The organism is Cellulosimicrobium cellulans, from assembly GCF_016921195.1.
Taxonomy (GTDB): Bacteria; Actinomycetota; Actinomycetes; order Actinomycetales; family Cellulomonadaceae; genus Cellulosimicrobium; species Cellulosimicrobium cellulans_F.
The window spans coordinates 853,909-867,450 of record NZ_JAFGYF010000001.1 but is presented as its reverse complement, the minus strand read 5'-3'; the positions used below and the strand labels follow the sequence as shown (position 1 = coordinate 867,450).

12 protein-coding genes and 1 riboswitch are annotated in these 13,542 nt (G+C 75.4%); of the genes, 3 read left to right on the top strand and 9 right to left on the bottom strand.

The features are described from left to right. Window positions 1-20: 20 nt before the first annotated feature. A complete protein-coding gene (locus JN535_RS03710; RefSeq protein WP_205202299.1) occupies window positions 21-611 on the top strand; it encodes an NADPH-dependent FMN reductase in 591 nt (196 codons plus the stop codon). Beyond that, window positions 608-1,177: a flavin reductase family protein gene (locus JN535_RS03705; protein WP_205202289.1), complete on the top strand. Its 570-nt coding sequence runs from the start codon at window positions 608-610 to the stop codon at window positions 1,175-1,177. Before JN535_RS03710 ends, JN535_RS03705 begins: the two co-directional genes overlap by 4 nt. Window positions 1,178-1,273: 96 nt before the next feature. On the opposite strand, the gene JN535_RS03700 is transcribed toward JN535_RS03705, so the two are convergent. From JN535_RS03700 to JN535_RS03690, 3 genes are all read right to left on the bottom strand, one after another. Continuing rightward, entirely contained in the window at window positions 1,274-1,666 is a 393-nt protein-coding gene (locus tag JN535_RS03700; protein WP_205202288.1) for a hypothetical protein, read from the bottom strand. A 131-nt stretch (window positions 1,667-1,797) separates the two neighbouring features. Then, window positions 1,798-3,030: an LLM class flavin-dependent oxidoreductase gene (locus JN535_RS03695; RefSeq protein ID WP_205202287.1), complete on the bottom strand. Its 1,233-nt coding sequence runs from the start codon at window positions 3,028-3,030 to the stop codon at window positions 1,798-1,800. After that, entirely contained in the window at window positions 3,027-4,046 is a 1,020-nt protein-coding gene (locus tag JN535_RS03690; RefSeq protein WP_205202286.1) for an aldo/keto reductase, read from the bottom strand. The genes JN535_RS03695 and JN535_RS03690 overlap by 4 nt, the downstream gene beginning before the upstream one ends. A gap of 263 nt (window positions 4,047-4,309) precedes the next feature. Here JN535_RS03690 and JN535_RS03685 point away from each other — a divergent pair, with 263 nt between their 5' ends. Beyond that, entirely contained in the window at window positions 4,310-4,795 is a 486-nt protein-coding gene (locus JN535_RS03685; protein ID WP_205202285.1) for a Dps family protein, read from the top strand. 75 nt (window positions 4,796-4,870) lie between these two features. Here the strand turns inward: JN535_RS03685 and JN535_RS03680 are convergent, their stop codons facing one another. The 6 genes from JN535_RS03680 to JN535_RS03655 all read right to left on the bottom strand — a co-directional run bounded on the left by JN535_RS03680 (window position 4,871) and on the right by JN535_RS03655 (window position 13,317). Beyond that, the gene (locus tag JN535_RS03680; protein WP_205202284.1) at window positions 4,871-6,367 is read right to left on the bottom strand and encodes an MFS transporter; all 1,497 of its coding nucleotides are present in this window, start codon (window positions 6,365-6,367) and stop codon (window positions 4,871-4,873) included. A gap of 25 nt (window positions 6,368-6,392) precedes the next feature. Then, window positions 6,393-7,811, bottom strand: a complete 1,419-nt coding sequence (locus JN535_RS03675) for a M20/M25/M40 family metallo-hydrolase (protein WP_205202283.1) — start codon at window positions 7,809-7,811, stop codon at window positions 6,393-6,395. Continuing rightward, on the bottom strand, window positions 7,808-9,625 hold the full coding sequence (locus JN535_RS03670) for a dipeptide ABC transporter ATP-binding protein (protein WP_205202282.1): 1,818 nt from the start codon (window positions 9,623-9,625) through the stop codon (window positions 7,808-7,810). Before JN535_RS03670 ends, JN535_RS03675 begins: the two co-directional genes overlap by 4 nt. Then, complete coding sequence (locus JN535_RS03665; RefSeq protein WP_205202280.1) at window positions 9,622-10,668, bottom strand: ABC transporter permease; 1,047 nt, start codon at window positions 10,666-10,668, stop codon at window positions 9,622-9,624. Before JN535_RS03665 ends, JN535_RS03670 begins: the two co-directional genes overlap by 4 nt. Next, window positions 10,665-11,618: an ABC transporter permease gene (locus tag JN535_RS03660; protein ID WP_205202278.1), complete on the bottom strand. Its 954-nt coding sequence runs from the start codon at window positions 11,616-11,618 to the stop codon at window positions 10,665-10,667. Before JN535_RS03660 ends, JN535_RS03665 begins: the two co-directional genes overlap by 4 nt. Window positions 11,619-11,688: 70 nt before the next feature. Beyond that, a complete protein-coding gene (locus JN535_RS03655) occupies window positions 11,689-13,317 on the bottom strand; it encodes an ABC transporter substrate-binding protein (RefSeq protein ID WP_205202276.1) in 1,629 nt (542 codons plus the stop codon). 102 nt (window positions 13,318-13,419) lie between these two features. Continuing rightward, window positions 13,420-13,533: riboswitch (SAM riboswitch) on the bottom strand. Window positions 13,534-13,542 lie beyond the last annotated feature (9 nt).

The following is a 13,542-nucleotide window of genomic DNA, read 5'->3' as shown; positions in this document are numbered from 1 at the left end:
ACGACTACTGCGAGGTGCACATGACCCACCGCTCCCACTCCCCGACGGTCCTCGCCGTCTCCGGCAACCCGCGCCCCGGCTCGCGGACGCTCGGCGCCGCCGAGACCGTGGCGCAGCGCGTCGCCGCCCTCCTCGGCGCGGCCGACGTCTCGACCATCGACCTCGCGGCGTTCGCCGCCGAGGTCCTCGCCCCCGAGCGCCCCGCGGCGGACGCCGCGCGCGACCGGCTCGCCGCGGCGACCGTCGCCGTCGTGGCGACGCCGGTCTACAAGGCGTCGTACACCGGGCTCCTCAAGGCGTTCCTCGACCTCTACGGCCCGGACGGGCTCGCGGGCGTCGTCGTGGTGCCGCTCGTCGTGTCGGGCAACCCTGCCCACGCGCTCGTCGGCGAGGTGCACCTGCGGCCCGTGCTCGTCGAGCTCGGCGCCGTCGTGCCGACCCGCTCCCTCACGGTCACCGAGCCGCAGCTCGCGGACCTGGGCCCGGTCGTGGACGCGTGGCTCGACCGCGAGGGCGACGCCCTCCGTCGCGCCGCGACGCCCCTCCCCGCGGACGGCCCGGCGCCCGCCGACCAGGCCGTCGCCGACGCGTTCGCGGGGGTGGCCCGATGACCGCTGAGCTCACCCACCTGGAGGCCCTCCTGGCGGAGCAGGACGAGCCGCAGCTCTCCCCCGACGAGTACAAGTCCGTGTTCCGCGGCCACCCCGCCGGGGTCGCCGTGATCGCGCTCGAGCACGACGGCCGCCTCGTCGGGTTCACCGCGACGTCGGTCATCTCCGTCTCGGCCGCGCCCCCGCTGCTCGCGTTCTCGCTCGCGTCGACCTCGTCGTCGTGGCCCGCGGTCTCGGCAGCGCGGACGCTCACGGTGAGCTTCCTCGCCGACCACCAGGACGACGTCTCGGCGCGCTTCGCCACGAGCGGGATCGACCGGTTCGCCGACGGCGGCTGGACACGCCTCGACACCGGGGAACCCGTCATCGACGGCGCCCTCTCGTGGGTCCGGGGCCGCGTCGTCCAGCGCACGCCCGTGGGCGACTCCTACCTCGTCTCGCTGCGGGCGCTCTCGTCGAGCGTCGGCGCCCGCACCGGCTCGTCGGGCGAGGCGGCCGGCGCGCCGTCGCCCCTCGTCTACCACGACCGCACCTACCACCGGATCGGAGACCACTCGGCGCTCTGAGCGCACGCGACGGGACCACGGGCGAGGGGCCCGACGGCGGACGCACCGTCGTCGGGCCCCTCGCCCGTCCCGCGCCGCCCCTCACGGGTGGACCGGTCACCAGCTCCAGCCGCGCGCGCTCAGCTCGAGCTCCTCGCGGAACCGCTCGTCGTCGCCCGTGCGGAACCCGGCCCGCAGCGGCGCGTCCTCGACCGAGAGGCCGGTGAGCCGGCAGGCTTCCCGCAGCAGGGCGTCGTACGCGCCCTGGACCGCGAGGTAGTGGTGGGCACGGGCGAAGACGCCCGGGTCGGCCTCGAGGCGCCGCATCTCTGCCGCGAGCTCGCTCAGCCGCACCTGGAGCGCGAGCGTGGCCAGCGGGTCGGGCGCCGGCAGGCGACGCCGGAGCCGGCGCGGCCGGTGGCTCGGGGGTCTTCCGGCGCGGCGCAGCACCCACCACGCGGCGGCGACCGTGCACGCCGTCGCGCACCAGATCATGAGCAGCCACGACATCGGAGCCGACCTCTGCGCGGGGAGACCCACAGGACTCCTCCAGTCTAGGTCCGCGCACCGCAGCGAGCCATGGCTCGATCCCGTCCCGCGGGTCCGGCGCACCGGGAGCGCGGGCGGGGTCGGGAAGCGGGTCAGAACGGCACGGCGTGGGTGCGCGATGCGCCGCCGCCGGCACGCGCGACGGGAGCGGTGAGGCCGCGCGCGTCGAGGAGCGGTCGGACGCCCTCCGCGAACCAGTACGCCTCCTCGAGATGCGGGTAGCCCGAGAGCACGAGCTCGTCGAAACCGGCCGCGCGGTACTCCTCGATCAGGTCGGCGACCTCCTCGTGGCTGCCGACGAGCGCGGTCCCGGCGCCGCCGCGCACGAGCCCGACGCCTGCCCACAGCCCGGGGTGGATCTCGAGGTCCCGCGCGCGCCGGGTGGCCGCGAGGTCGCCGCCGCCGTGGAGCGCGACCATGCGTTGCTGACCGACCGACCCGGACGAGCCGAGGAGCCGCTGGGCTCCCGCGATCTGCTCGGGCGTGAGGTCGTCGAGGAACCGCTGCGCGACGTCCCACGCGTCGGCCGACCGGTCGCGCGTGATGACGTGGAGGCGCACCCCGAAGCGGATCGTGCGCCCCTGCGCGGCGGCGAGCTCGCGCACGCGCTCGATCTTCTCGCGCGCCTGCGCGGGCGGCTCGCCCCACGTGAGGTAGACGTCGGCCTGGGCCGCCGCGACGGGCAGCGCGACCTCCGACGATCCGCCGAAGAAGATCTCGGGGCGCGGGTCCGGCGGCGCGGACGTCCGGGCGTCGGCGACCCGGTAGTGCGTGCCCTCGTACGCGAGCGGCGCCTCGTCCCACACGCCGCGCACGACCTCGAGGAACTCGCGCGTACGGTCGTACCGCTCGTCGTGCTGGAGCCAGTCGCCGAACCGGCGCATCTCGTTCTCGTCGCCGCCCGTGACGACGTTGAGGAGCAGCCGCCCCCCGGACAGGCGCTGGAACGTCGCGGTCATCTGCGCCGCGAGCGTCGGCGAGACGAGGCCCGGGCGGAACGCGACGAGGAACTTCAGCCGCTCCGTGCTGCGGATCAGCGCGGAGGTGACGAGCCACGCGTCCTCGCACCACGTGCCCGTCGGCGTGAGCACGCCCTCGTAGCCGAGGCGGTCGGCAGCGACCGCGACCTGCTCCAGGTAGTCGAGCGACGGCGCGCGGAACCCGGTCGCCCGGCCGGGCGTGTCCTTCGCGTGCGCGCCGTCGACGATGCCGCGCGCGTCGCCTGAGGTCGGCAGGAACCAGTGCACCGCGAGCGGGCGGCGAACGCCCTCCTCGTCGGGCGGGGGCGCGGGTGTCGCGGGCACGGCCGCTGCGTCGGTGCTCATCCCGCGAGCAGGTCCGGCTGCGGGTGGCGCACGCCCTGCACGGCCCCGCGCGGGATGGCCGCGCCGATCGCCGCGACGTCGTCCGGGGTGAGGCCGATCGAGGCGGCCGCGACGTTCTGCTCGAGGTAGCCGAGCCGCTTGGTCCCGGGGATCGGCACGATGTCCTCGCCCTGCGCGAGCAGCCAGGCGAGGGCGAGCTGCGCCGTCGTGACCTCGCGCTCCGCGGCGAGCCGCTCGAGCGAGCGGACGAGGCCTCGGTTGTGCTCGAACGCCTCGCCCGCGTAGCGGGCGTGGGAGCGGCGCACGTCGTCCTCGGCGAAGCCGTCCGTCGCGTCGACGGTGCCCGTGAGGATGCCGCGACCGAGCGGCGAGAACGGGACGAACCCGATACCGAGCTCGCGCAGCGTCGGCAGGACCTCGTCCTCCGGGTCGCGCGTCCACAGCGAGTACTCGCTCTGGACGGCGGTGACCGGGTGGACGGCGTGCGCGCGGCGCACGGTGGCCGCCGACGGCTCCGAGAGCCCGATCGTCCGGACCTTGCCCGCCTCGACGAGCTCGGCGAGCGCCCCGACCGTCTCCTCGATCGGGACCTGCGGGTCGATGCGGTGCAGGTAGTACAGGTCGAGCCGGTCGGTACCGAGGCGGCGCAGGCTCGCGTCGATCGCGGAGCGCACGTACTCGGGGCGCCCGTCGACGCGACGGCCGTCGGGGTGGCCACCGGCCGGCGGCAGCCCGAACTTCGACGCGAGCACGATCTGGTCGCGGTAGGCCCCGAGCACCCGGCCGATGAGCTCCTCGTTGCGGCCGTGACCGTAGACGTCGGCCGTGTCGACGAGCGTCACCCCGAGCTCCAGCGCACGGCGCAGCACGGCCTCGGCCTCGGCGGCGTCGGCGGGTCCGTACGCGTCGGTCACGGACATGCCGCCGAACCCGACGGCCGCGACGGTGAGCGCGGCGCCGCCGGAACCGAGGGTGCGTTGCGGGAGGGCGGGCTGGGTGGCGAGGTCGTCGGTCATGACGCCAGCGGACCACTCCGAGCGCCGTCGGACAAGGGGCGCGGCGGGTCCTCTCACCTGCCGAGAGAACGTGACGCGCGCGGTCACCGCGCGCGCTCCGAGGTCGCGTCCGCCCAGGTCAGGCACGCCTGTCCTTGCTGGCGGGGCCGGGGAATCCTGCCTAGTCTGGAATCGTTCAAGTGAACGAGACACGAGGACGGCACCGACGGAAGCCGGGTGACCGCCGCACGACCCGGGCGACCCCCGAGAGAGCGAGGAGCACCATGTCCGCACCCACCATCCACCGAGCCACGGCACGCTTCGAGGCGTCGGAGAAGCTCCGCGCCCACCTGCAGCGCGTGCTCGTCGCGCTCGTCGACCTGCACGTCCAGGGCAAGCAGGCCCACTGGAACGTCACGGGCCGCGGGTTCCGCGACCTGCACCTCCAGCTCGACGACGTCGTGGACGCCGCGCGCGAGCACAGCGACACCGTCGCCGAACGCATGCGCGCGCTCCAGGTCGTGCCCGACGGCCGCACCGAGACGGTCGCCACGACGACCGACCTCTCGCCGTACCCGGCCGGCCTCGTCTCCGTCGGCGACACGGTCGACGCCATCGTCGAGCGCCTCGCCCAGACGGTCGAGGTCGTGCGCGAGGTGCACGACGACGTCGACGCCGAGGACCCGACGAGCGCCGACATCCTGCACGAGATCATCGCGGACCTGGAGAAGCAGGCCTGGTTCCTCTCCTCGGAGAACCGCGAGGCCTGATCCGTCCGGCACCGCGACGGCGAGCCGCAGGCCGTGGGGGACGACACCGGGTGTCCTCCCCCACGGCCTGCGGCTCTATCTCGTGGCGGGGCGGGCGAGGCGCTCGTCGAGCCACGACGCCGCCCAGGCGACGAGGGCGAGGGCCGCGACGGCGGCGCTGACGGCGACGAGGCCGTCGCGGTGCGCGTCGAGGAGACCGGTGGCCGCGCCGTCGGTCCGGGCCACGAACGTGCCCGTCATCGCGGCGATGCAGACCGTCGCGGCGACGCGCTGCACGAGCTGGAGCGCCGCGCCGGCGACGCCGCGCTCCGTGCCGGGGGCACCCTCGAGCGTGAGCGTCTGGTTGGGTGAGATCGTCAGCCCCGCGACGACGCCCGTCAGCACCTGCGACAGGACGAGCACGGCGACCACCGTCGACGTGGGTGCGACCGCCACCGCGAGGGCCGTGGCCGCGGCCACGAGCGCCTTCGCGCCGACGGCCACGGTCACGCCGCGGCGGCCGAACCGGCGGAACAGCCGCCACGAGAGGTTCGCCACCACGACCGAGGCGATCGCGCCCGGCGTCGTGACCAGGCCTGCCTGGACCGGGCCGAGGCCCGCGCCGTCCTGGAGGAAGAGCATGAGGACGGCCGAGTATCCGAGCGCGGCACCGAAGCTGAACGCCGCGACGACGCACCCCAGCACGTACGTGGGAGAACGCAGGAGCGCCGGCGCGAGCACCGGTGCCCGGCCACGCCGCGCGTAGCGCGGCTCCCACACGACGAGCGCCCCGGCGGCGGCCACGAGCACCCCGAGCGAGACCGGCAGCACGGCGGCGCGCGGTCCTTCGGCGACGAACGGGACGAGCAGGCCCAGGGTCACGAGGGTGACGAGCACGAGGCCCACGACGTCGAAGCCCGCCCCGACCCGACTGCCGCGCGACCGGCCCCCGCGGCCGCCGTCCGTGCTCGCACCGGCAGGACCCCCTCCCGCGACGCCAGGTCCGGCGTCCCCCGGCCGCAGCGCTCGCAGGGCGACCACCATGACCGTCAGCCCGAGCGGCGCGGCGAGCCCGACCGCGGCGCGCCACCCCGCCGCCGGTCCGAGCGCGGCCAGGATGCCGCCGCCGACGAGCGGGGACAGGACCATGGCGAACGCCCCCGTCGAGGCGTAGGCGCCGAGCGCACGCGCGCGGGCCGGTCCGGCGTAGTGGTCCTGGAGCAGCCCGATGACCTGCGGGTTCGCGGTCCCGGCGCCGGCTCCTTGGAGCAGGCGCGCGGCGACGAGCACGTCGGCGTCGGAGGCCGTCGCGCCGACGAGGCTCCCCACGGCGAACAGCCCGAGCCCGACGGCGAGCGGTCCGCCGCGACCGAGCCGGTCGCCGAGGCGGCCCGCCGGGACGAGCGCGAGCCCGAACGTCAGCGAGTACCCGGCGAGGATCCACTGGAGCTGGGCGGTCGTCGCGCCGAGCTCGACCCGCAGCGCCGGCGCCGCGACGGTGAGGATCGCGGAGTCGAGCAGCGTGACGAACCCGGTCGCGAGGCAGACCCGCAGCACGGCCCGCGACGCCCGACCGTCCGTCGTCACCGCCACGGCAGGCCGTCACCCGGACGACCGCTCACCCGAGGTAGCTCGTCACGACGTCGTGCAGCGCTGTCGCGGTGAGCCCCAGCGACTCGACGTCGACGCGTTCGTCGTTCCCGTGGAACAGGGAACGGAACACCCCCGGGTCCCACCGCTCGCTGAGCAGGCCGAACCCGTAGGCCGGCACGCCGCGGCGGCGGAAGAAGCGCCCGTCCGTGCCGCCGGTCCCGAGGACCGGCACGACGTCGGCGCCCGCGTGCGCGCGCACGGCACGCTCGATCGCCGCGTACGCCGCGCCGTCGGTGGGCGACTGCGAGGCCTCGCCGAACCAGTCCCCCTCGACGTGCACGTGCTCGCGCAGGTCGCCGAGCGCGTCGTCGAGCAGGTCGGCCACGTCCTGCGGGGTCGCGCCCGGCAGGACGCGGATGTCGAGCGTGACCTCGGCGAGCCCGGGGATGACGTTGGGCTTCGACCCGGCGTGCAGCACGGTCGGTGCGACGGTCGTGTGCGTCGTGGCGTGCGCGACGGACGCGAGCGCGCCGAGCGCGGGCAGCGCGTCGTCGATCCGGGCGGGGTCGAGCAGCGCGGCCCGCACGTCGGGCGCGAGGTCGAGCGCGTCGACGTAGCGGCGCCACAGGTCGCCGATGACGACCGGCCCGCGGTGCGCGGTGATTCGCCGCACGGCCTCGGCCGCGAGCACGATCGCGTTGAGCGACCCGTACGGACCCGACCCGTGCCCGGGCCGCCCGACGACGCGCAGCCGGCGCCCGGCGCCGCCCTTCTCCCCGACCGCGACCGTGCGGCTCCCCCGGGACCCCAGCGGGACCCCGCCCGACTCCGTGAGCACCGCGTCGACGTCCACGAGGTCGTAGCGGTGCTGCGTGATCCAGTCGACGCCCCACGTGCTGCCGTGCTCCTCGTCGGCGACGGCGGCGAGCACGAGGTCGCCGCGCAGCCGCCGCCCGCTCTCCGCGAGCGCGCGCGTGACGACCGTGAACGCGGACGTGAGTCCCAGCATGTCGATGGCGCCACGACCCCAGACCCAGCCGTCGACGAGCTCGCCGCCGAACGGGTCGCGCGTCCACCCCGACGGCTCGACGGGGACCACGTCGGTGTGCCCGACGAGCGCGAGCGACGGGGCGTCGGGGTCGGTGCCGCGCAGGCGAGCGACGAGCGACGTGCGACCGGGCTGCGGCTCGACCCACTCGACCTCGAGGCCCAGACCGTCGAGCACGTCCGCGACGGCGCGCGCGTTGCGCGCCTCGTGCCCCGAGCCGACGGTGCCGTCGTTGACGCACGCGTTGCGGATCATCGCCTGGAGCAGCTCGGTGGTGCGGCCCGCGAGCTCGGTGCGCGACGGCGCGGGGGCGGGCTCCGCGAGCACGCGCGGCCCGGGCGTCGCCCTGGTCCCGGGCCGGGCGCCGGGTGCGGCCGGTCGTGCGTCGACGGTCATCGTGCGCTCCCTGCGGTCGTGGACGACGCCCGGGGCGCGTCCTGGAGCGCGCGGCGGCCGGGGATGGCCGCGACGAGCTCACGCGTGTACTCCTCCTGCGGGTCGAGCAGGATCTGCTCGGCCGCCCCCTGCTCGACGACGCGCCCGCGGTGCATGACGCCGACGTGGTCGGACACCTGCCGCACGACGGCGAGGTCGTGCGAGATGAACAGGTACGCGAGCCCGTGCTCGGCCTGGAGCCGCACGAGCAGCTCGAGGATCTGCGCCTGCACGGACACGTCGAGCGCCGAGACGGGCTCGTCGAGCACGACGAGCGCCGGGTTCAGGGCGAGCGCCCGCGCGATGGCGACGCGCTGCCGCTGCCCGCCCGAGAGCTCGCGCGGTCCCCGTCGGAGCACGTCGGGCGGGAGCGCGACGTCCTCGACGAGCGCACGCGCCCGGTCAGCCCGCTCGGACGGCGACCCGACCCGGTACGCCCGGAGCGGTTCGGTGACGATCTGCTCGACGGTGAACCGCGGGTCGAGCGACGCGTACGGGGACTGGTAGACCACCTGGAAGCCGCGACGCAGCGACCGCAGCCGCTCGCCGCGCGCCGTCGTGATGTCCTCGCCGGCGAACTCCACCGTTCCCGCGGTGGGCCGCTCGAGCCGGAGGGCGAGGCGCGCCGTCGTGCTCTTGCCCGACCCGGACTCCCCCACGAGCGCGTAGGTCTCGCCGCGCCCGACCGCGAGGCTCACGCCGTCCACCGCGACGAGCGTCCGGTGCGCCGACCCGCGCGGCAGCGTGAACTCCTTGCGCAGGTCCCGCACCGCGAGGACGGGCGCGCCCGCGGTGTCCGGGCCGGCGCCGTCGGGCACCGCGGTCCCCTGACCGTCGGCGCGGCTCGCGACCGCGGCGCGGCTCGCGTCGGCGCGCGGGACGACGCCGTCGCCCGGCGCCGTCTCCGGGGTGCCGCCCGCGACGAGGCGCGAGCTCGCGAGGCTCGGCGCCGCCGCGATGAGCTGCTGGGTGTAGGGGTGGCGCGGGTCGTGCAGCACCTGGTCGGCCGTGCCCTCCTCGACGACGACCCCGCGCTCCAGGACGACGATCCGGTCGGCGCGGTCCGCCGCGACGCCGAGGTCGTGCGTGATGAGCAGGACGGCGGTGCCGAGGTCGCGCACGAGGCCGTCGAGGTGGTCGAGGATGCGGCGCTGGACGGTCACGTCGAGCGCGCTCGTCGGCTCGTCCGCGACGACGAGGCGCGGCCGGGCCGCGACGGCGATCGCGATGAGCACGCGCTGGCGCATGCCGCCCGAGAGCTGCGACGGGTACTGCCGCGCACGCGCCTCCGGGTCGTCGATCCCGGCCTGGCGCAGCAGCTCGACCGCGCGCTCGCGCGCCTCCTTGCGCCGCGCGAGCCCGTGGATGACGAGCACCTCCGCGACCTGGTCGCCCACGCGCGTGACGGGGTTGAGCGAGACCGTCGGGTCCTGCGGCACGAGGCCGACGTCGCGGCCACGCACCTGCTGCCACTCCTTCTCGGAGAGGTCGCCGACGTCGCGTCCGCCGAGCCGGATGGTCCCGCCCGTCACCGCTCCCCCGCGCGACAGCAGGTGCAGGGCCGCGTGCGCCGTCGTGCTCTTGCCCGACCCGGACTCGCCGACGAGCGCCACGACCTCGCCCGCCCCGACCGTGAGGTCGACGCCGCGGACGGCCGCGTACGAGCCGCCGTCGCGCGTGCGGTAGGCGACCTCGAGCCCGCGGATCTCGAGCGCGGGCGCCTCGCCCGACGTCGGGCCGGGACGCTCCTGGGTGGTCGGCGTCGTGGCGGTCATGCGTCCCCTCCGGTCCGTTCCAGGGCCCGCGCGATGCGGTTCGCCGACAGCACGACGGCGACGATCACGAGGCCCGGCATGGTCGTGAGCCACCACGCGGTGGCCAGGTAGTCGCGCCCGCCCGAGACGAGCGACCCCCACTCGGGCGCGGGCGGCGGCGTCCCGTAGCCGAGGAAGCTCAGGGCCGAGATCGCGAGCACGGCCGTGCCGAGCTCGAGCGCGACGAGCGCGAGCACCGGTCCCGTCGAGTTGGGCAGCACGTGGCGCCCGAGCACGCCGTACCAGCGCACGCCCGACGCGCGGGCCGCCTCGACGTACACCGACGTCGAGGTCCGCAGGACCTCGGCCCGCATGACGCGCGCGAACGTCGCGACGCTCGTGATGCCCACGGCGATCGCGACCTTGACCGTCCCGAAGCCGAGCGCCGTGATGATCGCGAGCGAGAGCAGGATGCTGGGGATCGCGAGCAGCACGTCGACGAGGCGGCCGACGACGTCGTCCACCCACCCGCGCACGAACCCCGCGAGCAGGCCGAGCAGCGACCCGGCCACGAGCCCGACCGCCACCGCGATGACGGTCGCGCTGAGCGACGCCGCCGCGCCGTGCACGACGCGCGCGTACACGTCGCGCCCCAGGTGATCGGTGCCGAACAGGTGGTGGCCCGACGGGGGCTGGAGCCGGTCCGCCGGCACGCCCGTCAGGGGGTCGTATGCCGTGAAGAGCTGCGGGACGACCGCCCACGCCGTGACGAGCAGGACGACGAGCACGGCGACGACCAGCCCGGGACGCCGCGCGGCGTACCGCACCCCGCGGCGCCACCGGCCCGCGGGGCCCGCGCCACGGACCCGGCCGTACCGGATGATCGCGCGCGCGTCCTCGCGGTCCGCGACCTCGATCTCCTCGGGCGTGCGCACCTCCGGCGCGCCGGCGGGCGGGGCGTCGGGGACGAGCGGGCCCGACGGCGGTGCGTCGGCCACCGCGGCACGGTCCGCGACCCGGACCTCGTCCCGGAGCACGATGCGCACTCCCGGCCTGGTGCTCATGCGGCCACCGCCTTCTGTCGTGCGTCGATCCGGGGGTCGAGCAGGGGGTAGAGCAGGTCGACCACGAGCGTGACGACCACGAACACGAGCGCCGAGAGGACGACGACGGCCTGCACCACGGGGATGTCCTGCGCGTCCACGGACGTGACGGTGAGCCGTCCGAGGCCCGCGCGCGAGAACACCGTCTCCGTGACGACCGTGCCGCCGAGCAGCCCACCGACGAGGACCCCCAGCACGGTGAGCGCGGGGATCGCGGCGTTGCGCAGCGCGTGGCCGAAGTGCACGCGCGCCCGGCTCGCGCCCTTGGCGCGCGCCGTCTCGACGTACGGCTCGCCGAGCGTCCCGCGCAGGCTCCGCGCGAGCACCTGGGCGAGCGCGGCGCTCGCCGGCACGGCGAGCGTGATCGCCGGCAGCACGAGGCTGATCGCGCCCTCGTTGCCGATCGCCGGGAACACCGGGAGCTGGAACGAGAACCACTGCAGGAGGAGGAGGCCCAGCCAGAACGGCGGCAGGGCGACGCCGAGGGGCGGCAGCGAGGCGAGCGCGTGGCGCAGCCAGGTCGCGCGCGGGAACGTGCTCGCGATCGCGATGCCGGCGCCCGCCACGACGGCGAGGACGAGTGCCGCGGCCGTGAGCCGGAGCGTCTCCGGGAGCGCCTGGAGCACGAGCTGCGTCGCGGGCGCCCCGGACGCGTACGACGTCCCGAAGTCGAGCCGCAGCGCGTGCCACAGCGCGTCGGCGTACTGCACGAGCACGGGCCGGTCGAGGCCGTACTGCGCGCGCAGCGCGTCGAGCAGCGCGGGGTCCACCTGGTCCGCCTCGCCCCCGCCGCTCGCCATGAGCGCGGCCGGGTCGCTGGGCAGCAGGTAGAGGACGAAGAACGAGATGGTGAACGCCGCCCAGAGCACGAACAGGCCCTGCCCGGCGCGACGCAGGACGTACCGGCCCATGGTCGGCCTCCTTCCGTGGGGGATGCCCGCCTGCCCGACGCCGCGGCGTCGGGCAGGCGGGCCCGGCGGGTCAGCCCTGGGTGACCCAGGCGTCGTAGAAGTCGAGCCGCGACGACGCCTCGAACGTCAGGCCGTGGACCGTGTCGGCCGCCGCGATGGTCGTCGACAGCTCGTAGACCGGGATCGCGTGGCCCTTCCGGACCAGGAGGCGCGACGCCTCCGTGACGAGCTCCTGCCGCTCGGCCGGGTCGGTCGCCGCGGCCGACGCGTCGAGCAGGTCGTCGACCTCCTCCGCGTCGCGCTGGTTGATGTCGCGCGCGTTCGCCGAGAAGATCGTGCGCAGCACGTCCGGGTCGGAGCGCGTGAGGTTGTAGTAGTCGAAGTCGAAGTCGCCGCTCTCCTTGATGGCCTGCGACTCCGCGACGGTCACGTGCTGGAGCTGGAGGTCGACGCCGATCTGCGCGAGCTGCTGCTGGACCAGCTCGAGCGGCTCCGGCACCTGCCAGAACGTCACGGTCGTCGAGAGCTTCTGGCCGTCCTTCTCACGGACGCCGTCGGCGCCCTCGACCCAGCCCGCGTCGTCGAGGATCTTCTTCGCGCCCTCAGGGTCGTAGGCGAGCTCGTCCGCGATGCTCTCGTACAGGGGCGTCGAGTGGGACAGGACGCCAGTGGCTGGCTCGTCCTGCTCGCTGAGCACGGTGTCCGCGATCTGCTCGCGGTCGATGCCCTTGAGGATCGCCGTCCGCACGGCCTCGTCGCCCGCGAGCGGGCTCGACTCGTTGGGGAACAGGTTGAACACGACGCCCGGGTTCGCGCGGTACTCGAGCCAGAACCCGTTGCCGTCGAACTGCGGGAGGTCGACGGTCGAGATCGCGGCCGTCGCGTCGATCTGGCCGGACCGCAGGGCGCCGCTGCGCACGCTCGCCTCGGGGATGACCTTGAACGTCACCGTGTCGAGGTAGGCCTCGCCCTGGTGGTCGTTCGCCTCGGAGCCCCACGCGTAGCCCGTGACCTTCTCGAGCACGATCTCCTGATCCTGCGTGTACGACTTCACGGAGAACGGGCCGGAACCGACGAACTTGCCCGCGCAGCGGTCCTCGACGCTCAGGTCGGCCGACGACGGCGCGAGCAGGCCGAGCGAGAACGTGGACGTCGCCTGGAGGAACTGGGCGCTCGGCTCCGTGAAGTCGACCGTGAGGGTCTGCGGGTCCGTGACGGTCGTGCCCTCGTAGCCGACGAGGTACTGCGACCCGAGCGACGCCGTCGCGCCGAGCGCGACGATCGCGTCGAAGTTCGTCTTGACCGACTCGGCGTCGATCGGCGTGCCGTCGGCGTAGGTCGCGTCGTCGCGCAGGTGGAAGGTGTAGCTCGACGCGTCGTCGTTCACCTCCCAGCTCTCCGCGAGCCACGGCAGGATCTCGCCCGTCTCCGGGTCCTGCGCCGTGAGCGACGCGACGGTCTGGCGGGCCGCCGCGATGGCGTCGTTGTTGCCGACCTGCTGCGGGTCGATGCAGTGCGAGTCGACCGTGATCGCGAAGGTCAGGTCGCCGCCCGCCACGGGCTCGCCGGACGGGCTGGGCGACCCGTCGCCGTCGGACGCGCCGGAGCCGCCGCCCGCGCACGCGCTGAGCAGGAGGCCCGTCGCGGCGACCGCCGCGGCGGCGGTCAGGGACCGGCGTCGGTGAGGTGTGGGGATCATGTCGTGCTGCTCTCCTCGTGTGCCGGCCGGGACCGGCGGTCGTCCGGCGCCGGTGGTCGTCCGCACCGGGCCGAGGGCCGGCGCGGCGGGGAACCCACCGGGGTGCCGTGCTTACCGCGCGGCGGGAGCCACGCGGTCAGGTCGTTCCCGGAGCACCCCGTCACGTCGAAGGGTTGCTGGTCAGCGAGCCGGGCCTGTGTGCTGACGCTCGTCACCTGGGAGCAG

Excerpts from the sequence above, each read along its gene's own strand:
- JN535_RS03690 (WP_205202286.1), bottom strand. The coding sequence starts at position 4,046 with ATGACCGACGACCTCGCCACCCAGCCCGCCCTCCCGCAACGCACCCTC.
- JN535_RS03710 (WP_205202299.1), top strand. The coding sequence starts at position 21 with ATGACCCACCGCTCCCACTCCCCGACGGTCCTCGCCGTCTCCGGCAAC.
- JN535_RS03660 (WP_205202278.1), bottom strand. The coding sequence starts at position 11,618 with ATGGGCCGGTACGTCCTGCGTCGCGCCGGGCAGGGCCTGTTCGTGCTC.
- JN535_RS03670 (WP_205202282.1), bottom strand. The coding sequence starts at position 9,625 with ATGACCGCCACGACGCCGACCACCCAGGAGCGTCCCGGCCCGACGTCG.
- JN535_RS03695 (WP_205202287.1), bottom strand. The coding sequence starts at position 3,030 with ATGAGCACCGACGCAGCGGCCGTGCCCGCGACACCCGCGCCCCCGCCC.
- JN535_RS03705 (WP_205202289.1), top strand. The coding sequence starts at position 608 with ATGACCGCTGAGCTCACCCACCTGGAGGCCCTCCTGGCGGAGCAGGAC.
- JN535_RS03685 (WP_205202285.1), top strand. The coding sequence starts at position 4,310 with ATGTCCGCACCCACCATCCACCGAGCCACGGCACGCTTCGAGGCGTCG.
- JN535_RS03665 (WP_205202280.1), bottom strand. The coding sequence starts at position 10,668 with ATGAGCACCAGGCCGGGAGTGCGCATCGTGCTCCGGGACGAGGTCCGG.
- JN535_RS03675 (WP_205202283.1), bottom strand. The coding sequence starts at position 7,811 with ATGACCGTCGACGCACGACCGGCCGCACCCGGCGCCCGGCCCGGGACC.
- JN535_RS03700 (WP_205202288.1), bottom strand. The coding sequence starts at position 1,666 with ATGTCGTGGCTGCTCATGATCTGGTGCGCGACGGCGTGCACGGTCGCC.
- JN535_RS03655 (WP_205202276.1), bottom strand. The coding sequence starts at position 13,317 with ATGATCCCCACACCTCACCGACGCCGGTCCCTGACCGCCGCCGCGGCG.